Genomic DNA, 23787 nt, shown 5'->3' with positions numbered 1-23787 from the left:
CGATAGGATCGCCCCCATGCGCCGTTCGAAAATCGTCTGTACTCTCGGCCCCGCGGTCGACTCCCACGAGCAGCTTGTCGCGCTGATCGAGGCCGGCATGAACGTGGCCCGCTTCAACTTCAGCCACGGCACGCACGCCGAGCACCAGGGCCGGTACGACCGGGTCCGTGCCGCCGCCAAGGAGACCGGCCGGGCCATCGGGGTCCTCGCCGACCTCCAGGGCCCCAAGATCCGCCTGGAGACCTTCGCCGAGGGTCCCGTGGAGCTGGTCCGCGGTGACGAGTTCACCATCACCACCGAGGACGTCCCGGGCGACAAGACGATCTGCGGGACGACCTACAAGGGCCTGCCCGGTGACGTGACCAAGGGCGACCAGGTCCTCATCAACGACGGCAACGTCGAGCTGAAGGTCACCGAGGTCGAGGGCCACCGGGTGAAGACGATCGTCATCGAGGGCGGCGTCATCTCCGACCACAAGGGCATCAACCTGCCCGGCGCGGCCGTCAACGTGCCCGCGCTGAGCGAGAAGGACGTCGAGGACCTCCGCTTCGCCCTCCGCATGGGCTGCGACCTGGTCGCGCTGTCCTTCGTCCGCGACGCCAAGGACGTCCAGGACGTGCACCGCGTGATGGACGAGGAGGGCCGCCGCGTCCCGGTCATCGCCAAGGTGGAGAAGCCGCAGGCGGTGGAGAACATGGAGGACGTCGTGATGGCGTTCGACGGCGTGATGGTCGCCCGTGGTGACCTCGCCGTCGAGTACCCGCTCGAGAAGGTCCCCATGGTGCAGAAGCGCCTGATCGAGCTGTGCCGGCGCAACGCCAAGCCGGTGATCGTGGCGACCCAGATGATGGAGTCGATGATCACCAACTCCCGTCCGACCCGCGCCGAGGCCTCCGACGTGGCCAACGCGATCCTGGACGGCGCCGACGCGGTCATGCTGTCCGCCGAGTCGAGCGTGGGCGCCTACCCGATCGAGACCGTCAAGACGATGTCGAAGATCGTCACCGCGGCCGAGCAGGAGCTGATGTCCAAGGGCCTCCAGCCCCTCGTCCCGGGCAAGAAGCCGCGGACGCAGGGCGGTTCGGTGGCCCGGGCCGCGTGCGAGATCGCCGACTTCCTCGGCGGCCGGGGCCTGGTCGCCTTCACCCAGTCCGGCGACACCGCGCGCCGGCTGTGCCGCTACCGCGCGGTCCAGCCGATCATCGCGTTCACCACGGACGAGTCCACCCGCAACCAGCTCACGCTCAGCTGGGGCGTGGAGCCGCACGTCGTGCCGTTCGTGAACAGCACGGACGAGATGGTCGACCTGGTGGACCAGGAGATGGTGAAGCTGAACCGCTTCAACGAGGGCGACATCGTGGTCATCACGGCCGGCTCGCCCCCCGGCGTCCCCGGCACCACCAACATGGTGCGCGTCCACCACCTGGGCGGCGCCAAGAGCTGATCGGAAACGGGCCTGAGGGCCCGTGTACGGCGCCGAGGGCGCCCCCTGGGTCAACAGGGGGCGCCCTCGGCGTGTGCGGCTCCCGAACGGGCCTGGAGAGGCGTTCAGTCGGTGACGAAGTTGTGCAGCCCGGGCACGTGCAGGGTCCCGCCGAACTGGCCGGCCTGCTGGACCTTCACGTTGGTGAAGTAGATCAGCGGGATGTTCAGCGGCGGCGGGTGCTCCGGGTCGAACGTGATCGGGATCAGTCCGAGCAGGTTGCCGGAGATGCTCTCCGTGTACATCACCGTGTCGCCGTCGCGGATCGTGGACGTCGAGCCCTTGGCCGCCTGCACGTGGTAGGTCTTGCCGGACTGCTTGTCCTTGACCGTCTGGTGGAGGTCACCGATGTCGGTGCCGCCGGAGATGACGTACTTCAGGACCTTCTTGACGGTGCCGTTGGCGGTCCGCACCTCGACGACGCCCTGGTAGTCGGCGCCCTTCAGCGTCAGCGAGCTGGCGTTGAGGAACCACGGGTCGTCGGGCAGCGGCACCTTGTTGTCGACGCCGCCCTCGGCGTCGGTGGCGGCCGGGCAGTCCTCGGGATCCGTGGTGGAACTCGGGGACGGGCTGGGCGAGGCCGTGGCCTCCTCGGCCGCCTTCGCCGCCTCCGCCGCCTTCTCGACCGCCTTGCCGGTGTCCTCGACCGCCTTGGACGCCTTGTCGGTGGTGTCCTTGACGGTGTCGTCGACCGTGCCGGCGACCTTCTCGGTGGTGTCCTTCACAGCATCGGTGGCGTCCTCGGCCGGCTTCCCGGCGCTCTGGGAGGCCGAGTCGGACGGGGTGGGGCTCGGGCTCGGGCTCGCGCCGGCCTTGTTCCCGCCGTCGAAGATGCCGCCGATGGCGTCGCCGATGTCCTCCAGCAGGTTGCCGCCGCTCTCGGACGGCGACGGGGACGGTGTGGCGGCCGAGTCGCCGCCGCTCGGCGTGCTCGTGGACGGGGCCGGCTCGGGCTCGCCCTTGTCGCCGGCACCTGAATCCGGCGAAGAGGGATCGCCCTCGTCCGCGCCCGTGCCGCCCTCGGTGGCCGAGGGGGACGGGGTGGGGGCCGTCTCGCCCTTGTCGCCCTCGTCCTGCGCGCCGTCGGTCCCCGAGGGGGACGGCGTGGGCGAGGCGGAGTCGTCGCCCTTGGAGTCGCTGGAGTCCTTGGCGTCCTCCAGGGCCGCCACGCACTCCTTGTACTCGTCGGCCGTCAGGCTCTTCGACGTCGGCGTCGCCGGGTTGTCGCTGTCGGCGATGGCGAGTGTCGATGTGAAGCCCATGCCCATGAGGACAGCCGTCGGCATCGCCGCCATGGCTATCGCCTTGCCCGCAGGCCTGTTGAACCTGGTGAACAGCGGCTTCTTGGGTGCCGCGTGGCGCGGCCCGGTTCTCACACGGGACGCCTCCACATCAGCCCCGTGGGTCACCTCGTCAGCCGGCACTGTGCCTCCCGTTCGCCCCGTTCGCCGGGCTCGTTCCTGACAGATCGTTCGGCTCGCCCACCGGATCCACGGGCCGGAGCACCGTGGTGTCGTGGTCGGAGGCCTCGGGGGCCCCGCCGGTACCCTTCGCGGGCTCGCCCGGGGGCTGCTGTGCGGGCGGTGCGCCCGGCGCCCAGGCCACGGCCATCGCCCCGCCCACGAGGGCGAGGAGGAAACCGATGAGGAACCCGCCGAGGTTGGACACGGGGATGGACACGAGCGCCAGCAGGATCGCCGCGACTCCCGCGAAGACGCGGACGTGCTTCTGGAACCAGAGGCTGACGCCCAGCACGACGAGCAGCACACCGATGATCAGGGACCCGGCACCCGCGGTGGTCGCCATCGCCAGCGTCAGGTGACCGATCCGGAGGTTCGCGTACGGGAAGTAGGCGATGGGCAGTCCGCTGAGCAGTACGAACAGCCCGGCCCAGAACGGCCGCGTACCCCGCCAGGCGCGGAACTGCTGCCTCCGGAGAGTGAACTGGCCGTCTGCGGCAGGAGTCTCGGCGCTCATGGAAAAACAGCTCCCTGGTACGGCTTTGCTGTGGTGGTGATGTGGGCCGCGCGTGACGGCGCGACCGGAAGGTGGACGGGCGGGGGCGCCACCGGCTCCCCCGCCCGTCATCGAGTGCTTAGTAGCACTCCTTGACACCCGTCGACAGCGACATCTTCAGGCCGCTGAGCTTGAAGGTTCCGGCGGTGGTCGCCCACGCCGTCTGCTTCACGTCGGTCAGGATCGCCCGGTCCGCCTGCTGGGCGAAGCCGTACGGGTTCGACGTCTCGCCCTTCCTCATGGCCGGACCCTTGTTGGCGTCCTTGGCGGCCACACCGATGTCGATGTTCTCGAACGTCGCGTCGGCGCTGAGGTCGGCGACATCGATGTAGAGGTTCTGCGCCTCGACCGGCTTCGCACCCTGGCCGGCCCGCAGAATCAGGCTGACGTTCCCGAGCACCGGAATGTTCGGGGTGACGACCGACTGGCACAGGTTCTTGATCGTCGCCGTCCTGAACGACGAGACCGCGACCGGGTGGACGGCCTTCTTGCCGTCCATCGTGTAACCCTCGTCGAGGGCGCCGTACTGCGAGAAGCCCTCACCGACGAGTTGGTCGGTCGTGACCTTGAACGACTGCCCGGAGACACTGAACGACGCGGCGAGAGCGCCCTGCGCGAGGGCGACACCTATCGCAGCCGTGGCGGCGACGCTGGGCACCATCACCACAGCGAACCGCTTCCATCTGGTCCCGCCACGCACCTGGGACTCCATATTTCCTCCTTCTCGGACGTACATCTCCTGTCCTGGCTCGCCCCGAGTCGCGGTTCAGCCGGGCAGGGATGGGAGAAGTGCTACGTCCTCGGGAAGGAGAGCGCCTGCACTCGGCGGCGCAACACGCGCCCGAATCACCGGCGATCACCCCCGAGCGACAACCACTGGTCGCGCCTGACACGCATCACGCACAACCCTGCTGGACAGGCTTCGCCGGAAAGACGAAGACCCCCCTGTCCAAGAGCCGGCGCCACTGCCGCCGGCTCTGCTCGGTGGGGACCCAGGATGTCCCGCGACCCAACCGGCTGCCGGGGTACGGGAATGGACCGAGCGTGGCCGATCGTGGTGCATTCTCGCCGCCCGCACAAGGGGGTTCGTTACTCGCTAGTAACGGCCGGATAACCGAACAACGACCCCCCGGTCTCGGACGACGACACAGGGTGGTGTCGAACGCCGGCACAAAGCTGTTGATCGCTGGACAGAAACCGACAGATCAGCGCCCATGGCTTACTTGCAGTAACAGCGGCCGCGATTGCCAAGATTTGGCAAAGCGCGGCCGCCGTGACGCTCTGTTGGCGAATTTTCACGCGGGCATCACAGGCCCGCATGTTTAGCGACTGGTCAGAACAGGGCCCGGGCCAGAGCCCTGCGGGCCGCGATCACGCGCGGATCCTCGGGTCCGACCACCTCGAACAGCTCCAGCAGCCGCATCCGCACGGTGTCCCGGTCGTCACCCACCGTACGCCCCACGGTCTCGATGAGCCGGCCGAAGGCGTCCTCCACATGGCCGCCCACCAGATCCAGGTCGGCGGCGGCGATCTGCGCCTGCACGTCGGCCGGCTTCTCGGCCGCGTCCCTGCGCACCTGCTGCGGGTCGACACCCTGCACGCGCTGGAGCAACTCGGCCTGCGCGAGGCCCAGTGTGGCCTCCTCGTTGCCCGGGTCCTCGCTCAGCACGTTCTTGTAGGCCTGGACGGCACCGCTCAGGTCACCCGAGTCCAGCGCCTGCACGGCGGCTTCGAGGAGCGCGTCGTACGGACCGGCCGGCCGCTCGGGAGCCGCCTGGGCACCGCCCGGATCGGCTTCGGGGTCGACGACGAGGCCGGTCAGGCCGAAGCGCTGCTCGGCGACCTGCACCAGCTGGTCCAGGGTCTGCCGGATCTGCGCCTCGCCCGCGGCCCCCTGGAAGAGCGGCAGTGCCTGCCCCGCGACGACAGCGAACACCGCGGGGATCCCCTGGATGCCGAACTGCTGCATCAGCATCTGGTTGGCGTCGACGTCGATCTTGGCGAGCAGGAAGCGGCCGTTGTACTCGACGGCCAGCCGCTCCAGGACCGGGCTCAGCTGCTTGCAGGGCTGACACCACTCGGCCCAGAAGTCGATGACGACGGGCACCTCGGCGGACCGCTGGAGGACGTCCCTCTCGAACCCCGCCTCGTCGACGTCGATGACGAGATCGGCCGGAGAGATCGCCCCCGCGCCGCCCTCCCGGGCGGCTTGCGCACGCGCCTGCTCCGCCTTCGTCTTGGCCTCCTGGGCCGCCTTCACCGCGGCGAGGTCGACGACTCCGCTCATGGACATGTTCCGTGGCTGCATGCGCCTATCCTCCCCCGTACTGCGCGCGCGTGTGAAAAACGGTGTGAAAGCCGGGCCGGTCGAGTGCCCCTCGGCGCCGGGTCCCCACCCCACGCCGTGTCGCCGAAGCCCGTGTACGTCCCTCACGGGCTTTCGCTACGAGCCGTAGCGTAATGCCACACCGACCCGCTGGAACACCGCCCCCCGGTGATCTCCCTCACGGCCGCACGGGAAACGCCGGTTTATGGTCAGGACATGCACAGCCGCAGCCCTGCCAGCCGCACCGGGCGCCCGCGCAGCGCCACTGCGGACGCCGCGATCCTGGCCGCGACGCGAGCTGCGCTGGTCGAACTGGGCTGGTCCAAGCTCACCCTGGGAGACGTCGCGACACGCGCCGGGGTTGCGAAGACGACGCTGTACCGCCGCTGGGCGGGCAAGAACGAACTGGTCGTCGACGCGGTCGCGGAACTCTTCGACGAGCTGGAACTCCCGGACAGCGGCTCACTGGCCGCCGACATCCAGGGCGTCGTCCTGCGGTTCGCCACGATCCTGGCCCGCCCGGAGGCGAGAAGCGGCCTGATGGCAGTGGTGGCGGAGGCCACCCGCGACGACGCCCTGCGCGAACGCATCCGCGAGTCGGTGGTCGACCGCCAGAAGCGTCTGGTCCTGGAGGGCAGATCCCGGGCCCAGGCGCGAGGCGAACTGCCGACCGAACCGGACCCCGCCACAGCGTCCCGCACGGCAGACCTGATCTTCGACATGGTGGCGGGGGCGGTGGTCCACCGCACGCTGGTGAGCGGGCAGCCGGTGGACGAGGAGTGGGTACGCGGCTTCACCCTGGTGCTGCTGCGGGGACTGACGGGGCAGGCCGCGCACACGGCCTCCGGCTGAGCCGTGCCCGTCCGCCACCCGCCGCGCCGGCGTGCGGCCCGCTCAGGAACCGCCTCCGATGGTGAAGTCGCCGTGGAAGTCCCGGCCCTGGATCACCGTGCCCTGAGTGCCGCCGGTGATCTCGTTCCGCACGTCCCCGGACCGTGACGCGACCTCCGTGTCCGCCCGCCGCCGCCACATCTCCAGCGCGGCGGCGAAATCGGGGTCCTGCCGGGCGCGTTCGTTGAGCAGCTCGGCGAGCTGCCCGGCCCGCTCCTCGGTGCGCGGGGGCTCGGCGGGCACCGCCGGCTCCTCTTCGCCGGAACGGGCCCCCCTTCGGGTGACCAGGTCGCGCAGGGACGCCCAGATCTGTTCGCCGGCCGCACCCGCCGTCCCTGAGGCGAGAGCCACGAGCAGTCCTGCCGTGATGGGCTCCACGGAGGTCCTCCAGTCGTTCGCGAAACGTGCACTGATGGGTATGGTGCCGCACGATGGTCTGCTCGCGGGGGCGTATGGCGGCTGAACCGGCCGGGGAGCCCGACGAGTTGAAGGGCCGCCGACAGTCATGAAGAACGTGTTCAGCGGCACGCCCAGGTCGTCGTACAGGCCCGTACGATCGTCGGGCGTCGCGTACGGCGAACCCCCGTCCAGCATGCTCCTCGGGTGCAGGAGCTGAACCCCGCTGACAGGGCGGAGGACGTACTCAGAAGCCCGCAGGCTCGGTGTACACGCCCCACTCGTCCCGCAGCACTCCGCAGATCTCGCCGAGCGTCGCCTCGGCCCGGACCGCCTCCAGCATCGGCTCGATCATGTTCGCGTCCGACCGCGCCGCGGCGATCATGCCGTCGAGCGCCGCACGGACCCGCGCGTCGTCACGCCCGGCCTTCCGCTCCACGAGCACCCGCACCTGCTCCCGCTCCACCTCGTGGCTGACCCGCAGGATCTCCAGATCCCCGGTCACCGACCCGGTGTGGACGTTCACCCCGACGACCTTCTTGTCGCCCTTCTCCAGCGCCTGCTGGTACCGGAAGGCCGACTCCGCGATCTCCCCGGTGAACCAGCCGTCCTCGATGCCCCGCAGGATCCCGGAGGTGATCGGCCCGATCGGGTGCTGTCCGTCGGGGTGCGCCCGCAGCCCCCGCTCCCTGATCTGCTCGAAGATCTTCTCGGCGTCGGCCTCGATCCGGTCCGTCAGCTGCTCGACGTACCAGGAACCGCCCAGCGGGTCGGCCACGTTGGCGACGCCGGTCTCCTCCATCAGCACCTGCTGCGTGCGCAGCGCGATCTCCGCCGCCTGCTCGCTCGGCAGCGCGAGGGTCTCGTCGAGGGCGTTGGTGTGCAGCGAGTTGGTCCCGCCGAGCACAGCCGCCAGCGCCTCCACGGCCGTCCGTACGACGTTGTTGTACGGCTGCTGCGCGGTGAGGGAGACACCCGCCGTCTGCGTGTGGAAGCGCAGCCACTGCGCCTTCTCCGACGTCGCGCCGTACACGTCCCGCATCCAGCGGGCCCAGATCCGCCGGGCCGCCCGGAACTTCGCGATCTCCTCGAAGAAGTCGACGTGGGCGTCGAAGAAGAAGGACAGGCCGGGGGCGAAGACGTCGACGTCCAGCCCGCGCGACAGCCCCAGCTCCACGTACCCGAAGCCGTCCGCCAGCGTGTACGCCAGCTCCTGCGCGGCCGTCGCCCCGGCCTCGCGGATGTGGTAGCCGGAAACCGACAGCGGCTTGTACGCGGGGATGCCGGCCGCGCAGTGCTCCATCAGGTCGCCGATGAGCCGCAGGTGCGGCTCGGGCTGGAAGAGCCACTCCTTCTGGGCGATGTACTCCTTGAAGATGTCCGTCTGGAGCGTGCCGTTCAGCACGGACGGGTCGACGCCCTGCCGTTCGGCGGCGACCAGGTACATGCAGAAGACGGGCACGGCCGGTCCGCTGATGGTCATGGACGTCGTCACGTCACCCAGCGGGATGTCCTGGAACAGGACCTCCATGTCGGCCGCCGAGTCGATCGCGACCCCGCAGTGCCCTACCTCGCCCAGCGAGCGCGGGTCGTCGGAGTCGCGGCCCATGAGCGTCGGCATGTCGAAGGCGACCGAGAGCCCGCCTCCGCCGTTGCGGAGGATCGTCTTGTAGCGCTCGTTGGTCTGCTCGGCGTTGCCGAACCCGGCAAACTGCCGGATCGTCCACGTACGCCCCCGGTAGCCGGTCGCGTACAGGCCGCGGGTGAAGGGGTACTCCCCGGGCCAGCCGATCCGCTCGAACCCCTCGTACCTGTCGCCGGGCCGGGGCCCGTACACCGGCTCCACGGGATCGCCGGAGAGCGTCGTGAAGTCGGCCTCGCGCTTGCGCGCGGCGTCGTACCGGGCCTGCCAGCGGCGGCGGCCTTCCTCGATGGCGTCAGCGTCCATACCATCGAATTTACTAGGACGTCCAAGTAAATGTCGACGGCAGACCGCCGTACGTTCCTCCGTACGGCGGTGCGGTTACGCCTTGGCGGTCGCGGGCGAGTCCTCCGCGACCCTGGCCTCGAGCTCGTGGCTGATCTTGCGCTCCACGAAGAAGGCGGCCGTCGGGATGGTCCCGGCGAGCAGCACCCAGATCTGCTTGCCCACCGGCCACTTCGCCTTGGAGCCCAGGTCGAAGGCGAAGATCAGGTACACGACGTAGAGCCAGCCGTGCGCGATGCTGACGACGCGCGTGAAGTCGGCCGCGCCGTTCAGGTCGAGCACGTACTTGCCGATCATGCCGAAGGTCAGCAGGACCAGCAGTACGCCGGTGACGTAGGCCATCACGCGATAGCGGGTCAGCACGCTCTTTTTCATGCGGTCGAGCGTAACGACCCGTTCCGGGAGATCTTGGCCCGGGTCACCCCTCCTCGAAGTCCCCCGCGGCGATCCGCAGCGGCCGCAGCATCGCGAAGATCTCGGCGCACTCCTCCGCGTCGTACACGCCGAGCCCGAAGTCCATCGCCATCAGGTCGCGGGTGGCCGCCTCCACCACCTCACGACCCTTTTCGGTGATGCTCGCGAGGGTGCCACGCCCGTCGTTGGGGTTGGGCCGCTTGTCGACCAGACCCGACTTCACCAGCCGGTCGACGGTGTTCGTCACGGACGTGGGGTGCACCATGAGCCGCTCACCGATCTTGGACATCGGGAGCTCGCCCGACTTGGAGAAGGTGAGCAGCACCAGCGCCTCGTACCGCGCGAACGTCAGTCCGTACGGCTTGACCACGGCGTCGACCTCGGCGAGCAGGATCTGCTGCGCACGCATGATCGAGGTGATCGCGGCCATGGACGGCACGTTTCCCCAGCGCTGCTTCCAGCGTTCGTCGGCGCGGGCGATGGGGTCAAAGGGAAGACTGAGCGGCTTCGGCACGGCACCAGACCTTACCGGCCGGTCACATGCCGGTCAGCTCCGTCTCGGCTTTCGGGCACCCTCGGGCATGATCTCGAAGACCCCGGTCCACCGGTCGTCATGCAGGCACGCGTTCATCGGCCCGACCAGCGTGGCGTGATCGGGGTCGGCGCGCCACCGTTTGACGGCGTCCAGGCTCGCCCACTCACTGGTGAGCAGCCATTGACCGGGGTCGTCGACGGAGCGGCAGAGTTGTTCGCGCAGATGCCCCGGAGACCGCACGGCGCGTTCGAGCACGCCGTGGTAGGACTCCACGAAATCCGCTTCCCTGCCCTCCCGGACGCGCAGCAGTCGAACTACCCGTACGGGCGCCGACGCCGGAGTCTCCCCCGTCACGACGGGTCGAGGACGACGGGGAGTTCCGCGAGCCCCCGGAAGGCGGGGAACGGCACGGTCAGCCAGCGCGCGTCCTCCGGCTCCCCGACCAGGGCCATGCGCGGATACCGTCCGAAGAGCGTGGCGAGGGCGATCTGCATCTCCAGACGCGCCAAAGGAGCGCCGATGCAGTAGTGCGGGCCCAGGCCGAATGCGAGGTGCGTCGCCTGGACGTTCGGGCGCTCGACGTCCATGCGGTCCGGGTCGGGGAACATCTCCGGGTCCCGGTTGGCCGCCGTGAGCGAGATCTGCACCAGCGCCCCCTTGGGAATGCGCGTGTCGCGGATCTCGATGTCTTCCGTCGCGTAGCGGAACGTCGAGTTCTCCACGGAGGTCTCGAACCGGAAGATCTCTTCGACGGCCGCGGCCGTCGCCTTCGGGTCCCGGAAGGCCAGGCGCTTCTGCTCAGGCTGGCTGAGCAGGTGGTAGACGGCGTTGCCGATCTGGTACGCGGTCGACTTGTGGCCCGCGAACAGCAGCACCCACGCGGTGGAGACGAGTTCGTGGTCGGTGAGCGCGCCGTCCTGGTCCTGCGCCGTGACGAGTGCGCTGAGCAGAGCTCCGTCCGGCTCCTTCCGCTTCCGCGCGATCAGGTCCACCAGATAGTCGCGCAGGTTTCCCTCGGCCAGTTCCAGCGCCTTCCTCGCCTCCGGCCCGAAGCCGGTCTGAGCGACGGTGGCGGACCATTCCTGGGCCTGCTTGCGTTCGTTCTCCGGGACGCCCAGGAGCTCACAGATCACGTGGAGCGGAAGCGGGAAGCAGAACTCCGGGAGGAGGTTCACGGGCTCGGACGCCGGGCACCGGTCCAGCAGCTCGTCAGTGATCTCCTGGACCCGCTGACGCAGCGACTCCACCCTCTTGGGGGTGAAGGTACTGCCGACGATCCTCCGGAGCCTGGTGTGCTTCGGAGGGTCCGAGAAGAGCATGTTGTCGTCCAGCGCGATCGACGAGTCTCCGAAGATGCGGTGATAGGCGTCGATGGCGCCGTACATGTCCTTGCTCAGCCGGGGGTCGGCCAAGGCGGCACGGGCGTCGTCGTACCGGGTGATGAGGTACGTGTCGACCCCGTGAGGTGGCGACAGCGGGCATACGGGCGCCGTCTCCCTGAGCGCAGCGTAAACGGGATGCGGGTTGGCCCGAAACTCCCGGCTACAGGCGGAGGCCGCGGCGGCGGCCTCTTCGGACGACATTTCCTCGGATGCGAACGCTTGCGTCATGGCTGGTCCCGGGGGTCGGCAGTTCCGTCGGTTCGGTCACACGTTTTCCCGGTCGGCACTGTGCCGCAAACGCTGCTGGGCCATATGAGTTCGAGCGCCGCAGGATCTGTGAAAAATCGCTCCGATTACCCGGCCGGCGTACCCCAGGGCGCCTCGGATCGCGCGCTCAAGTCCTGCTTGGTAAACATCATGGACGGGCCAGTCCACCGTTTACCGGGCTGGGCAGTCGCCGGAGGACGGGGAAACCAGTGAGCGGACGCGGAGTGGAATCTGTACCAGTTCTCATCGTAGGTGGGTCCCTGGTGGGTCTTTCCACCTCCGTTTTCCTGGGGCGTCTCGGAATCGAGCACATGCTCGTGGAGCGGCATGCCGAGACATCGACGCACCCGCGCGGCCGTGGGAACAACGTGCGCACCATGGAGATCTTCCGGACCGCCGGACTCGAGCAGAGCGTGCGGGAGGCGGCCTTCGCTCTCGCCGGAAACGACGGTGTGCTCCAGGTGGACACCCTCACCGGGGGCCAGCGCCGCTGGATCATCGAGGACATCTCCGCAGGCATGGACGTCTCCCGCATCAGCTCTTCGAACTGGTGCCTGTGCAGCCAGAACGACCTGGAGCCGGTCCTGCTGGGCCGCGCCCGCCGGGGCGGAGACATCCGCTTCGGTACGGAGCTGCTTTCCTTCACCCAGGACGAAGGCGGAGTCCAGGCCCAGGTCATAAGCCGGGAAACCGGTGAGACGTATACCGTGAACGCCGATTTCCTGGTGGCTGCCGACGGCCCCAGAAGCCCCGTTCGCACACACCTGGGAATCGGCCAGTCGGGGCCCGGTGCTCTGTTCCACAACATCAGTGTCACGTTCCGGAGCAAGGCACTCAAGGAATACGTCGGACCGAAGCGCTTCATCGTCTGCTATATCACCGACCCACAGGGGGAAAGCGCCCTGCTGCCCGTGGACAACGAGGAGCGATGGGTCGCCCATATCCCTTGGTTCCCTGATCGAGGCGAGTCCCTGGAGGACTTCGGCAACGAGCGCTGCGCGGCACATATCCGCGCGGCCGTCGGCGTGCCGGACGTTGATGTCGAGATCACGGGAAAGGCCCCTTGGCATGCGGCGAAGCGGGTCGCGGACAGTTACCGGCAGGGCCGGGTCTTTCTGGCCGGAGACTCAGCGCATGAAATGCCGCCCACCGGGGCGTTCGGCTCCAACACCGGAATCCAGGACGCTCACAACCTCGCCTGGAAACTCGCTGCGGTACTCCGCGGATGGGCCGGCCCGCAGCTGCTCGACACCTACGAGTGCGAACGCCGGCCCGTCGCCGTCACGACGAGCACACGCGCCTCCCAGCAGGCAGCCGAGGAGGAGCACCCCGGATTCAGTCCGGCAGCGGGACGCAACGACAACCCGGCGGACCTCATGACGGTCGCGCTCTGCTACCGGTACGCGTCGAACGCCGTGGTGGGGGACTCCCCTCAGCTGCCGGTCGTCCCGGAAGCCTTCCGGCTCGGCGGAGAGCCGGGCACGCGCGCGCCCCACATGTGGGTCAGGAGAGACGGCGCCAGGATCTCCACTCTGGATCTGTACGAGCGTTCCTTCGTCCTGCTCGCCGGGCCCGCGGGCCAGGAGTGGCGCCGCGCGGCGGAGCAGGCCTCCCGGAATCTGGGCGTACCGGTCGAGGCGTATCTCGTGGGAGACGGCCCTGACCACGACCTGGCTCCCGAGCCGGATGCCGACTGGGCGGCGCTGCACGGCACGGCCGAGGACGGTGCCGTCCTCGTGCGCCCGGACGGTTTCGTCGCATGGCGCGCGCACACCGGCATGCCGTCTGCGGACGGGGCGCTGACGAACGTGCTGCGGACCGTGCTCTGTCGCGACTGAACACCCCTCATCACCCCACACCGAGGACACGCCAATGACATTCGAAGACGGCCCCGTCGCGGGCCGAGTGGACGTCCACCACCATTTCACCGCGCCGGCCTGGCTGGACTGGGCCGAGGAACGCGGCGTCGTCGACCGCGGAAAGCTGCCCTGGTGGACACACTGGGACATGAACGCGGCCCTGGAAGTCATGGACAAGACGGGCATCAGCACCGCCGTCATGACCGTCGCGATGCTCGGACGGTTCAGCGAGCGCGCGCAGCGCCAGGAGAGCGCGCGGATCGCCCTGCGGGCAGCGGCCGATGTCGTCGCGGAACGTCCCGCACGCTTCGCCTTCTTCACCCCGGTGTTCCTCGACGACCTGGAACTCTCCCGGTGGAGCCTCCGTTACGGACTCGACGAGCTCGGCGCCGTAGGGGTGAGTACCAGAACGAGCATGGACGGTGTCTATCTGGGCGACGACTCCCACGACCGCCTCCTGCGGGAGCTGAACGACCGGTCCGCCGTGATCAGTACGCACCCCATGGAAGTGCCGGCCGGCAAGGGCGGCGGTCCCGGACTGCCGGGGATGCCGCCCTTCCTGTGCGACTTCCTCATGGACACCACACGTGCGGCCGTCAACCTGATCAAAAACGGCACGCTGGACCGCTACCCGAACCTCAGCTTCGTCCTTCCTCACGGAGGAGGCTTCCTTCCGTACATCGCCACCAGGCTCGAACTCTTCGGCGGGCACCTCACCCCCGAGATCGAGCCGGGCAGGGTCCGTGACTACCTGCACCGGTTCTACTTCGACACGGCGGGCCCCATGTCTCCGTCCTCCACGCCCACTCTGCTGGCCACGGTGGACCCCGGCCGCATCCTCTTCGGCACGGACTGGCCGCCCACGCCCGCACAGGTCGTCGCCGACATCGCGGCACCTGCGCTGGACAGCGATCCCTCCCTCTCACCGGAGCAGCTCCGGGGCATCAACCGGGACAACGCGCTGCGTCTGCTGCCGGAACTGGACCACACCTCCTCGTAGCCGCACGCACGGCCGCACGCACGAGAAAAGAACAGCACGCACGAGAAGAAAGGCCGCTGCCCGCGCTTCGTCCGCGCGGGCAGCGGCCTTTCTTCCGCTGCTTTACCGGGTGGCCGGGGCCGGGTCCCTCTCCCAGTGGTAGAAGCACTGCGCCATCGCGTCCTTCGGACTCCGCCAGGTCTGCGGGTCGTACGGGCTGACGTGCGCCTCGAGCCTCCTGCTGATGTCGAGGAACTCGGGGTGCCCGGCCACCCGTGCGATGGCGGGGCCCGGGTCCTGCTCGGCCTCGATGAAGTGCATGTACACATCGCCGAACTGGAAGAGGGAACGCTGGGTCACCCCGACGAGGCGGGGCAGGTCGCCGCGGTCGGAGGCCGCGAAGACCTCGGCGATGTCCGGAGCCGACTGCGGGGCCATCCGGGCGACGATCAGGGCGTGGTGCATGAGGTCTCCTTACGCGGCGGCGTCGTTCAGGCGGGCGAGACGGGCGCGGTCCGCCGCTCGCCGGCGGCCTGCTCGATGCGGTCACGGATGAGGGCCATCTGGACGGGCGAGTTGCGGTTGATGATGTCCGTCATCCCGGCGTCGTCGACGGGCGCGTCGGGCTTCATGGCGAAGTCCTGCGTCCAGCGCATCCGGGTGCCGTCGGGGGTCTCCTCGTACTCCCACCGGATGTTCATGAACTCGAACGGGCCGGGTTCGACGCGGCGTGCCCGGACGGTGAGCTTCTCGCGGTCGGTGGTCCGTTCCGACACCCAGCTCCACACCTTGCCGTTCTCGTCGGGGTGCATGGTCAGGCGGAAGGTCACCGTGTCGCCCTGCCGGGACAGCACCTCGGCGGCCGCGTACTCGCTGAACAGCTGCGGCCATCTCTCGATGTCGTTGGTCATGTCCCAGACCAGGTCGAGGGGTGCGGCGATGGTGATCTCGTTCTCGGTGTGTCCTGCCACTTCAGGCTCCTGACATGAGGGTGCTGTTGACGAGGTCGAGGAAGTCGCGGGGGGTCTTGCACCGTTCCGCGTCGGTGGGGAGCGCCCGGGCGTGCCGGTTCTCCAGCTCGCCGACGATGCCGAGGAGGCCGAGTGAGTCCAGTCCGAACTCGGCGAAGGGAGTGTCGATCCGGGCTTCGAGGTCGTGCGGGTCGACGGTGACGCCGGCGGCCTTCTTCATCAGCGCGGCCAGCTCTTCGAGGGTCACTTCACTGTTCATGCGCGTTCTCCTTGTCGTACGGGTGCGGTGGGCTTCACCGGGCGGCCGGGCCCGGGTCGCGGCGCAGTACCAGCGCCGCGTTGGAGCCCATGAGTCCACGGCTGAGGACCAGGGCCGTGCTCAACTCGGCCGGGCGCGCCGTCGAGGTCACCAGGTCGATGTCGTGGCAGATGTCGAAGACGTTGGGCGTGGGCGGGATCTGCCCTTGTTCCATGGTCATCACCGCTGCCGCGACGTCCAGCAGAGGTGCCCCGCAGTAGGACCGGCCGATGCCGGTCTTGGGGGCCGTGACGGGCACGCGGGTGCCGTGCGGGCCGAGGGCGTCGGTCAGGGCGAGGACCTCGGCACGGTCCGCCTCCGGGGAACCCATCGCGTCGGCGAAGACCACGTCTATCTCCTCCGGTGCGCAGCCGGCCTCGTCGAGGGCGCCGCGGATCGCGTGGGCGAGTCCCTCGCGTGAGCGGTCCCAGCGCGAGGCGCCGGTGAACGTGGCCGCATGTCCCGCCACGACGGCGCGGACGGCCGCGTCGCGGCGGCGTGCCCGGTCCACGTCCTCGACGACCAGCACGGCACCGCCCTCGGCCGGCACGAAGCCGCAGGCCGACGAGGTGAAGGGACGATAGGCCCGCGCCGGGTCCTCGACCGTGCTGAGTTCCGGGTATCCGAGCTGACAGACCATCGAGTACGGTGCGAGCGGCGCCTCGGCCGCCCCGGCCACGACCACGTCGGTTCCCCGGCCCACGGTCCGGGCGGCGTGCGCGACGGCGTCCAGGCCCCCGGCCTCGTCGCTCGCGACCACGCCGCAGGGACCCTTGAAACCGCTGCGGATCGATATCTGGCCGGTGCTGGCCGCGTAGAACCAGGCGATGGACTGGTAGGGGCCGACGAAGCGGGACCCCTGACCCCACAGCCTCTGCAGCTCCCGCTGGCCGAACTCACCGCCACCGGATCCGGCAGCGGTGACCACACCGACGGAGTACGGGGAGTCGGCGGCGGCGTCGCTCAGTCCCGCGTCCTTCATGGCCGCGCTGGCGGCGGCCATCGCGAAGTGGCTGAACCGGTCGGTCTGGACGAGGAAGGTCTCCTCGATGAGTGCCGAGGGATCGAACCCCCGCACCTCGCCGGCGACGCGGAGCGGAAGGTGCCCGCAGCCCTCCCGGGTGATCCGGTCGAGTACGAACAAGCCCTCCTTGACGGACTTCCAGTAGGTCTCCGTATGCAGTCCGTTGGGCGCGACCACACCGATCCCGGTGATGGCCGTGCGCCGGGTCAGCTGAGCACTCATCGTTTCCTCCCGCCCGGCCCCGTCAGGAGCACCGCGGACTGGAACCCGCCGAAGCCGCTGCCCACGGAGAGCACGTTGTCGAGCTTGTGCGGGCGTGCGGTGCGCGGTACGTAGTCCAGGTCGCACTCGGGGTCCGGGGTCTCGTAGTTCGCCGTCGGCGGGACCACCTGGTGGGTCATGGCCAGCACGCAGGCGACGACCTCGATCGCGCCGATCGCACCGAGCGAGTGGCCCACCATGGACTTGATCGAACTCATGGGCGTGTCGTAGGCGTGGGCGCCCAGGGACCGTTTGACCGCGGCGGTCTCGTGACGGTCGTTCTGGCGGGTGCCCGAGCCGTGCGCGTTGACGTAGTCGATGCGTGAGGGGTCCAGGCGGGCCTGGCCGAGCGCGGTGTCGATGGCCCTGGCCATCTCCAGGCCCTCGCTGGTCAGTCCGGTCATGTGGTAGGCGTTGCCGAACGTGGCGTAGCCGCCGATCTCGCAGTAGACGTGCGCGCCGCGGGCACGGGCGTGTTCGAGCTCCTCCAGGACCAGCACCGCGGAGCCCTCACCCATGACGAATCCGTCGCGGTGGGCGTCGAAGGGCCGGGAGGCGTGCGCCGGGTCGTCGTTGTTCGGCGACGTCGCCCTGATGGCGTCGAAGCAGGCCATGGTGATCGGGGAGATCGGGGAGTCCGACGCTCCGGCGATACAGATGTCGGCGCGGCCTTCCTCGATCGTGTGGAAGCCGTAGCCCACCGCGTCGAGTCCGGAGGTGCAGCCGGTCGACACGGTCTGCACCGGCCCCTGGGCGCCGAAGTACTCGGCGACGTCTGAGGCCAGTGTGCTGGGCGAGAACGCCCGGTGCAGCTGCGGGCCGGCGGCGCGGTGGTCGACGTCCCAGCGTTGTCCTCGTTCGCTGACCAGGACGTAGTCGTGCTCCAGGCGGGTCGTGCCGCCCACGGCGCTGCCGAGCGAGACGGCCACCCGCCAGGGGTCCTCTGCGCCGAACTCGATGCCGCAGTCGGCCACCGCCTCCGCCGCGGCGACTATGGCGAACTGGATGTACCGGTCGGCGCGTTCGACCAGCCCGGGATCCAGCCCGTGCGCGAGCGGGTCGAAGTCGCACTCGGCCGCGATGCGCGATCGCAGCCCCTCGGGATCGAACAGGGTGATGCCGCGCGTCGCGGTACGGCCGTTGGAAAGAAGGTCCCAGAACGCCGGTACGCCGATCCCACCGGGGGCGACGACGCCGATACCGGTGACCGCCACCCGCCGGGTCACGAGGGGACCTCCCGTCGTTCGGGCTGCGCGCCGTCCCCCTGCACGGCCGGGTACGGTTCGGCGCTCCCGTTCCCCTCCGTGGTCTCCGTGTCGACGTGGCCGAGGCTCGGCTTCGGCGCCAGCGGACCCAGGTGGAAGACCATCCTGGCCTCCACGTCACCGACGTTGCGGAAGCGGTGCCGCATGCCGATGGGGATCATGAGGCCCTGGTCGGCTCGGACAGGGCGTGTCTCGTCGTCCAGGTCGACCTCCAGCTCGCCCTGGACGACGTACACGAACTCCTCGGAGTACGGGTGGTAGTGCTCGCTGATGCGTTCACCCGGCTGCATGATGGCCAGGCCCATGAACCCGCTCGTGGCCCCCACCGTGAGGGGCGTGAGCAGGGTGCGCAGATCGCCACCACGCCTGCGGTTGGGCTCGGTCTCGCTGATGTCCACGATGCGCGGGCACGTCTTGTCCATTGGTCCGTCTCCAGATCGGTCGGTGAGGTGGGTGGTCATGGGCGGTGCCGTCCATGGGCTGTCAGGACTCGGCGGCCTTGCGATCGGTGATCAGCGTCATCTCGGTGTGCGCCAGGAGGCGGGTGGCGTCCCGTTCGCTCGAGAGCGGTCCTTCCACGCCGAGTGCTCCGCCGTCGAGCAGGCGGGCCAGCACGGCGGCCTTCCTGGTGCCATGGATGCCGACCGCCCTGACCGGATCGGTCTCGGGGTCCCGCGTGTCGATGAGACGGACGACCAGGTCGTCCCGGTGGAAGACGGTGCTGCGGTGCACGGGGCTCGCAGGATCGTCCGCGGCGGCCTCGTCCTGCTGGGAGAGCAGCCGCGCCAGCGCCATCCCGCAGCCTTCCAGGGCCGGGTAGTACAGCGCGTGACGCAGCAGTCCGGCCGGCTCGGGTCCGCCACGCGCCACATGGTGCACGGCCGGCATGGCCGCTCGGATGAAGAAGGCCCGAGCGGACGCGGGGTCGGTCAGATCCCTGCTCAGTTCCAGGTGCGGATTGAGGGCTTCCTCGACCGCCCGCACCTCCGGCTGACGCGAGACGTGGCGCAGCGCCGTCTGCAGGTCGCCCTCCACCTCGACGGTGCGGACGACTCTGTTGCCGTGCATGAACAGCGTCGTGCGGCGCAGTCGGGTGGAGTCGTCGACGCGGGCCTGGGGCGGCGCGTATCCGGCGAGGATCTCCGCGACCTTCGACTCGGAGCCGGGCTTGACGGTGAACGTCAGTGCATGGCGCGTCACTCCGTCGCCGACCCTCACCGGGCCCTGGACTGCGTCGGTGGCCTGGGCGGTGGGCCGGTGGGTGCCCCCGGTCTCGCGGATGACGGTGTAACGCATCGACCGGATGTCACGGACGCAGTCCTGCATGGGCCTGACCGTCTCGAGGTGTTCCTCACTGTTCACCCAGGCGAGGTACGGCGGGGCAGTCGCCCATTCGCTCGTGATGAGCCACTGGGAGGGGTTCTCCACGGACTGGCACAGCTGGTCACCGAGGTGACCGGGAACCGACGCCACCCGGCTGCGCATGTGCTCGTACGCGTCGAGGAACCGTTGCTGGGCGCCTTCGTGGAGATCGACGAGCAGGATGACGCGCAGCCTGGAGCCGTCGAACGCCGACTGGGATGTATATGTCGAAGTGTTCATCCGGCAGGCCCTTCCTTCGCGGGGCAGACGGCGGCCGCCGCGTCCGGCAGGCGGATGACGGTCGGCCCTGAGCCCTCATCGTGGATCGGTGCGTCGGACTCCGCGAGCCACGCGGGTCATCAGGGGGAACTGCCCGGTGCGCAGGGCGCGTTTGCTCAGGTGCGGCCGGATGCGACGGATGGCGGGGAAGGAACGAGCCGTTCGCGGGCCGTCCGGGTCGGCGCGGATCCGGGCGTCGCCGTCGCACAGGAAAGCCCCGGCTCGTCAAGAGCCGGGGCTGTGTGGTGCGTGCGGCCTACTCGGCGAGGTGCCGCTCCACCGTCTCCACCTTGGAAGTGAGCCCGTCCGTCACTCCGGGGCGGATGTCCGCCTTGAGGACCAGGGACACGCGCGGCGCCCGCCGCTCGACCTCGGCGACAGCGCGTCTGACGACGTCCATGACCTCGTCCCACTCGCCCTCGATCGAGGTGAACATCGCGTCGGTCCGGTTGGGCAGGCCCGACTCGCGCACCACGCGGACGGCGTCGGCGACGTACTCCCCCACATCCTCCCCGACCCCCAACGGCGTTACGGAAAAAGCGACGATCACGCCTTCACCACCCCTTCCTGGCGCGCTCGGGACGCGATGACCGCGTCCTCGGCCTCACGCCGCAGCTTGCGCTCCGCGAAGAACCCACCGGCAGGCAGCACCGAGAGCACGAAGTACAGCGCGGCGGTCTTCACCGACCACTTCGTCCGGTTCCACGCGTCGGCCCAGAAGATCACGTACAGGATGAACAGGACACCGTGCACCATGCCCATCACCGGCACGGCGTTGAAGTCCGTGGTCCGCTTCAGCACCGAGCAGACGAGCAGGAGGAGGAAGGAGATCGCCTCGGGGGCCGAGACCAGGCGGAGGCGGCGGATGGCGGTGGCGGTCTTGAGGTCCACGGGTCACCTTCGGTGGGAGAGACGCGGCGGTCTGAACGGTCTGACGGTTTGTGAACGCACGCACAAGCGTCCCGCCCATTGTGGCAAACCGCTCCGGGCCCCCCGCCCCTAGGGGTGCGGTCAGGGGCGTTCTCCACCCACAGGCCCTGTCCGTAGCGCCCGACCTGCGGCTACCTTCACGTACGTGGCGATGTTCCGACTTCAGAGCAGCAAGGTGCTCGCCGTCGACATGACCGGAGACGCCGTGAAGGCGAAGAACGGCTCGATGGTCGCGTACGACGGCGAGATGGCCTTCAAGAAGCTCAGCGGCGGCGGCGAGGGCATCCGGGGCATGGTGACCCGGCGGCTGACCGGTGAGCAGATGACGTTGATGGAGGTGAAGGGGCGGGGGACGTGCTGGTTCGCGGACCGTGCCTCCGAGATCAACCTGGTCGGTCTCCAGGGCGACAGGCTCTACGTGGAGTCGAGCAACCTGCTCGCGACCGACGGCGGGCTGCGCACGGGCACGGAGTTCACCGGCCTGCGCGGGGCCTCACAGGGCAACGGGCTGTTCACGACGACCGTCGAGGGCCACGGCCAGGCGGCGATCGTGTCGGACGGCCCGGCGGTGGTGCTGCGGGTGAGTCCGCAGTATCCGCTGACCGTGGATCCGGGGGCGTATGTGGCCCACCAGGGGAACCTGCGGCAGTCCTTCCAGTCCGGTGTGACGTTCCGCACGCTGATGGGGGAGGGCGGCGGCGAGGCCTTCCAGATGCGGTTCGAGGGAGACGGGCTGGTGTACGTGCAGCCGAGCGAGCGGAACACGATCGCGGGAGACGTGTGACATGGCCTTCCGGGAGATCAACGCGAAGATGGTCGAGGCGACGGTCGCGCCGGGGCAGAAGCTGTTCAGCCAGCGCGGCGCGATGCTCGCCTACCAGGGCGAGGTGTCCTTCACGCCCAGCATGGCCGGCGGCCAGGGCGGGTTGATGTCGATGATCGGCCGCCGGGTCGCCGACGAGGACACGTCCCTGATGGCGGTCGAAGGCAGTGGCACCGTCCTCTTCGGGCACGGCGGGCATCACGTCCAGGTGATCCAGCTGTCCGGCGACACGCTGTACGTCGAGGCGGACCGCCTCCTGGCCTTCGAGGGCACGCTCCAGCAGGGCACGATGTTCCTGGGCTCGCAGGGCGGCGTCATGGGCATGGTGCGGGGGCAGGTCAGCGGCCAGGGGTTGTTCACGACCACACTCAAGGGGCACGGGGCCGTCGCTGTCATGGCCCATGGCGGGATGATCGAGATCCCGATCACGCCCCAGCGACCGGTGCACGTCGACCCGCAGGCCTATGTCGCCCACCACGGCGACGTCCGCAACAAGCTGTCCACGGCCCTGGGCTGGCGGGACATGGTGGGCCGCGGCTCGGGCGAGGCGTTCCAGCTGGAGCTCAGCGGCAGCGGTGCGGTGTACGTCCAGGCGTCGGAGGAGAAGCTGTGAGCACCTACGGAACTCCGGGCGCCGGCCCCGCGGTCTTCGACCCGGCGACGCTGCCGCCCGACGACAACGTCAATCCCTACACCTTCTGCGTGGAGCTCAAGGGGAGCCAGTGGTTCCTCCAGAAGGGGAAGATGATCGCCTACTACGGCTCGATCGACTTCAACGGCGTCGGACACGGCCGGCTGGACCGTCTCGTCCGTACGTCGTTCCATTCGCCACTGCACGCGAGCGACTGGGTCGTGGCGGAGGGCTCGGGCAAGATGCTCCTCGCCGACCGGGCCTTCGACGTCAACTCGTACGACCTCGAGAACGGCAACCTGACCATTCGCTCGGGCAACCTCCTCGCTTTTCAGCCAACTCTGTCACTGAAGCAATCAATCGTGCCGGGTTTTCTGACCCTCATCGGAACCGGAAAGTTCGTGGCCGCGTCGAACGGCCCCGTGGTGTTCATGGCACCCCCCATCCGGGTCGACCCCCAGGCCCTGGTCGGATGGGCCGACTGCCCCTCGCCCTGCCACCACTACGACCACGGGTACATGACCGGCGTCATGGGCGGTCTACGTGCGCTGACGGGCCTCGGCGGAGCTTCCGGGGAGGAGCACCAGTTCGAGTTCGTCGGCGCCGGCACGGTCCTGCTCCAGTCGTCCGAGACCCTCATGACCGAGCAGGCCACGGGGGCCGTTCCGCACCAGGCCGGCGTGCCCGGCGGCGGGGCTCCCGGAACCCAGCCCGGACAGTCCGGCGTACCGCGTCTTCCCGGACAGCTCGGGGACCTCCAGCGTCGCTTCGGGCTGTGAGCGGTAGTCTGCGGAGTGTGACATCGAACGTCTGCGCACCAAGGTTCGGTGGGTGCGCTCCGTCACACGAAAACCCTCACTAGTTCGCCTTTCAACCTTTTAGGTAGACTTCATTCATGGAGACCGAGACGGCCACCCGCTGGCTGACCAATGCGGAGCAGTGCGCCTGGCGCACCCACCTGGAGGTCAACAGGCTGTTGACGTACCAGCTCGAAAAGGACCTGCAGCCGTTCGGACTGACAATGAACGACTACGAGATCCTCGTGAATCTCTCCGAGTCGGAGGACCAGCGGATGCGGATGAGCGACCTCGCCTCCGCCACGCTCCAGTCCAAGAGCCGCCTCTCGCACCAGATCACGCGTATGGAGAACGCGAACCTGGTCCGGCGGGAGAACTGCGAGTCCGACCGCCGGGGGCTCTACGCGGTCCTCACCGAGCACGGTATGGCGACGATGCAGAAGGTCGCACCGCACCATGTGGCGTCCGTGCGGAGGCACTTCATCGACCTGCTGGCCCCCGAGGCCCTGACGGAGATCGACAAGGCCCTCAAGCCCATCGCGGAGCACCTGCGCGGCCAGCGAGGACGCCCGTGACCCGGACGGCGCACCGGGGGCCGTGCGGCCCCGGCG

27 protein-coding genes are annotated in these 23787 nt (G+C 69.2%); 8 read left to right on the top strand and 19 right to left on the bottom strand.

The genetic code is table 11. The features are described 5' to 3' along the window. Positions 1-16 precede the first annotated feature (16 nt). A complete protein-coding gene (pyk, locus tag HDA41_RS27610; RefSeq protein ID WP_184988278.1) occupies positions 17-1444 on the top strand; it encodes a pyruvate kinase in 1428 nt (475 codons plus the stop codon). Between the two features lie 104 nt (positions 1445-1548). Here the strand turns inward: pyk and HDA41_RS27605 are convergent, their stop codons facing one another. The 4 genes from HDA41_RS27605 to HDA41_RS27590 all read right to left on the bottom strand — a co-directional run bounded on the left by HDA41_RS27605 (position 1549) and on the right by HDA41_RS27590 (position 5807). Then, positions 1549-2907 carry a hypothetical protein gene (locus HDA41_RS27605; protein ID WP_184988275.1) on the bottom strand — a complete coding sequence of 453 codons (1359 nt, stop codon included), beginning with the start codon at positions 2905-2907 and terminating at the stop codon, positions 1549-1551. After that, positions 2897-3460, bottom strand: a complete 564-nt coding sequence (locus HDA41_RS27600) for a DUF6114 domain-containing protein (protein ID WP_184988272.1) — start codon at positions 3458-3460, stop codon at positions 2897-2899. Before HDA41_RS27600 ends, HDA41_RS27605 begins: the two co-directional genes overlap by 11 nt. A gap of 118 nt (positions 3461-3578) precedes the next feature. Beyond that, a complete protein-coding gene (locus HDA41_RS27595; protein ID WP_184988269.1) occupies positions 3579-4211 on the bottom strand; it encodes a DUF6230 family protein in 633 nt (210 codons plus the stop codon). Between the two features lie 621 nt (positions 4212-4832). Then, a complete protein-coding gene (locus tag HDA41_RS27590; protein ID WP_184988267.1) occupies positions 4833-5807 on the bottom strand; it encodes a tetratricopeptide repeat protein in 975 nt (324 codons plus the stop codon). 234 nt (positions 5808-6041) lie between these two features. On the opposite strand from HDA41_RS27590, the gene HDA41_RS27585 reads away from it, so the two are divergent. After that, complete coding sequence (locus tag HDA41_RS27585) at positions 6042-6677, top strand: TetR/AcrR family transcriptional regulator (protein ID WP_184988264.1); 636 nt, start codon at positions 6042-6044, stop codon at positions 6675-6677. 42 nt (positions 6678-6719) lie between these two features. On the opposite strand, the gene HDA41_RS27580 is transcribed toward HDA41_RS27585, so the two are convergent. From HDA41_RS27580 to HDA41_RS27555, 6 genes are all read right to left on the bottom strand, one after another. Further along, positions 6720-7094 (bottom strand): hypothetical protein, encoded by a 375-nt coding sequence (locus HDA41_RS27580; protein ID WP_184988261.1) that lies wholly within the window; start codon positions 7092-7094, stop codon positions 6720-6722. Between the two features lie 265 nt (positions 7095-7359). Continuing rightward, complete coding sequence (icmA, locus tag HDA41_RS27575) at positions 7360-9060, bottom strand: coenzyme B12-dependent isobutyryl-CoA mutase large subunit (protein WP_184988258.1); 1701 nt, start codon at positions 9058-9060, stop codon at positions 7360-7362. 75 nt (positions 9061-9135) lie between these two features. Beyond that, the gene (locus HDA41_RS27570) at positions 9136-9474 is read right to left on the bottom strand and encodes a DUF3817 domain-containing protein (protein WP_020276088.1); all 339 of its coding nucleotides are present in this window, start codon (positions 9472-9474) and stop codon (positions 9136-9138) included. A gap of 43 nt (positions 9475-9517) precedes the next feature. Next, complete coding sequence (locus HDA41_RS27565; RefSeq protein ID WP_184988255.1) at positions 9518-10027, bottom strand: MarR family winged helix-turn-helix transcriptional regulator; 510 nt, start codon at positions 10025-10027, stop codon at positions 9518-9520. Positions 10028-10060: 33 nt separating this feature from the next. Continuing rightward, complete coding sequence (locus HDA41_RS27560; RefSeq protein ID WP_184988252.1) at positions 10061-10402, bottom strand: antibiotic biosynthesis monooxygenase family protein; 342 nt, start codon at positions 10400-10402, stop codon at positions 10061-10063. Further along, positions 10399-11658, bottom strand: a complete 1260-nt coding sequence (locus HDA41_RS27555) for a cytochrome P450 family protein (RefSeq protein WP_184988248.1) — start codon at positions 11656-11658, stop codon at positions 10399-10401. Before HDA41_RS27555 ends, HDA41_RS27560 begins: the two co-directional genes overlap by 4 nt. A gap of 248 nt (positions 11659-11906) precedes the next feature. Between HDA41_RS27555 and HDA41_RS27550 the strand changes: the two genes are divergently transcribed. Both HDA41_RS27550 and HDA41_RS27545 read left to right on the top strand, forming a co-directional pair. Further along, entirely contained in the window at positions 11907-13535 is a 1629-nt protein-coding gene (locus HDA41_RS27550) for an FAD-dependent oxidoreductase (protein WP_184988245.1), read from the top strand. Between the two features lie 34 nt (positions 13536-13569). Further along, on the top strand, positions 13570-14556 hold the full coding sequence (locus HDA41_RS27545; protein WP_184988242.1) for an amidohydrolase family protein: 987 nt from the start codon (positions 13570-13572) through the stop codon (positions 14554-14556). A gap of 102 nt (positions 14557-14658) precedes the next feature. On the opposite strand, the gene HDA41_RS27540 is transcribed toward HDA41_RS27545, so the two are convergent. The 9 genes from HDA41_RS27540 to HDA41_RS27500 form a co-directional block, all read right to left on the bottom strand. After that, positions 14659-15000: a TcmI family type II polyketide cyclase gene (locus HDA41_RS27540; RefSeq protein ID WP_184988239.1), complete on the bottom strand. Its 342-nt coding sequence runs from the start codon at positions 14998-15000 to the stop codon at positions 14659-14661. Positions 15001-15026: 26 nt separating this feature from the next. After that, a complete protein-coding gene (locus HDA41_RS27535; RefSeq protein ID WP_184988236.1) occupies positions 15027-15506 on the bottom strand; it encodes an SRPBCC family protein in 480 nt (159 codons plus the stop codon). A gap of 1 nt (position 15507) precedes the next feature. Next, positions 15508-15765: an acyl carrier protein gene (locus tag HDA41_RS27530; RefSeq protein ID WP_184988233.1), complete on the bottom strand. Its 258-nt coding sequence runs from the start codon at positions 15763-15765 to the stop codon at positions 15508-15510. A gap of 34 nt (positions 15766-15799) precedes the next feature. Continuing rightward, positions 15800-17050 (bottom strand): ketosynthase chain-length factor, encoded by a 1251-nt coding sequence (locus HDA41_RS27525; RefSeq protein WP_184988230.1) that lies wholly within the window; start codon positions 17048-17050, stop codon positions 15800-15802. Continuing rightward, the gene (locus tag HDA41_RS27520; RefSeq protein WP_184988227.1) at positions 17047-18315 is read right to left on the bottom strand and encodes a beta-ketoacyl-[acyl-carrier-protein] synthase family protein; all 1269 of its coding nucleotides are present in this window, start codon (positions 18313-18315) and stop codon (positions 17047-17049) included. Before HDA41_RS27520 ends, HDA41_RS27525 begins: the two co-directional genes overlap by 4 nt. After that, positions 18312-18776: a cupin domain-containing protein gene (locus HDA41_RS27515; protein WP_184988224.1), complete on the bottom strand. Its 465-nt coding sequence runs from the start codon at positions 18774-18776 to the stop codon at positions 18312-18314. The genes HDA41_RS27520 and HDA41_RS27515 overlap by 4 nt, the downstream gene beginning before the upstream one ends. 61 nt (positions 18777-18837) lie before the next feature. Then, positions 18838-19956 (bottom strand): SchA/CurD-like domain-containing protein, encoded by a 1119-nt coding sequence (locus HDA41_RS27510; protein WP_184988221.1) that lies wholly within the window; start codon positions 19954-19956, stop codon positions 18838-18840. A gap of 295 nt (positions 19957-20251) precedes the next feature. Further along, entirely contained in the window at positions 20252-20545 is a 294-nt protein-coding gene (locus HDA41_RS27505; RefSeq protein WP_184988218.1) for an MTH1187 family thiamine-binding protein, read from the bottom strand. Beyond that, entirely contained in the window at positions 20542-20886 is a 345-nt protein-coding gene (locus tag HDA41_RS27500; protein ID WP_184988215.1) for a DUF3817 domain-containing protein, read from the bottom strand. Before HDA41_RS27500 ends, HDA41_RS27505 begins: the two co-directional genes overlap by 4 nt. A 190-nt stretch (positions 20887-21076) precedes the next feature. Between HDA41_RS27500 and HDA41_RS27495 the strand changes: the two genes are divergently transcribed. The 4 genes from HDA41_RS27495 (at position 21077) to HDA41_RS27480 (ending at position 23751) form a co-directional block, all read left to right on the top strand. After that, positions 21077-21709 carry an AIM24 family protein gene (locus HDA41_RS27495; protein WP_184993777.1) on the top strand — a complete coding sequence of 211 codons (633 nt, stop codon included), beginning with the start codon at positions 21077-21079 and terminating at the stop codon, positions 21707-21709. 1 nt (position 21710) lies between these two features. Further along, the gene (locus HDA41_RS27490; protein ID WP_184988212.1) at positions 21711-22361 is read left to right on the top strand and encodes an AIM24 family protein; all 651 of its coding nucleotides are present in this window, start codon (positions 21711-21713) and stop codon (positions 22359-22361) included. Next, positions 22358-23158 carry an AIM24 family protein gene (locus HDA41_RS27485; protein WP_184988209.1) on the top strand — a complete coding sequence of 267 codons (801 nt, stop codon included), beginning with the start codon at positions 22358-22360 and terminating at the stop codon, positions 23156-23158. Before HDA41_RS27490 ends, HDA41_RS27485 begins: the two co-directional genes overlap by 4 nt. Positions 23159-23274: 116 nt before the next feature. Then, complete coding sequence (locus HDA41_RS27480; RefSeq protein ID WP_184988206.1) at positions 23275-23751, top strand: MarR family winged helix-turn-helix transcriptional regulator; 477 nt, start codon at positions 23275-23277, stop codon at positions 23749-23751. The last annotated feature ends 36 nt before the right edge of the window (positions 23752-23787 follow it).

This window comes from Streptomyces caelestis (assembly GCF_014205255.1).
Lineage (GTDB): Bacteria > Actinomycetota > Actinomycetes > Streptomycetales > Streptomycetaceae > Streptomyces > Streptomyces caelestis.
Note: the sequence above shows the minus strand (reverse complement) of the source record. Positions and strands in the feature narration are given on the sequence as shown.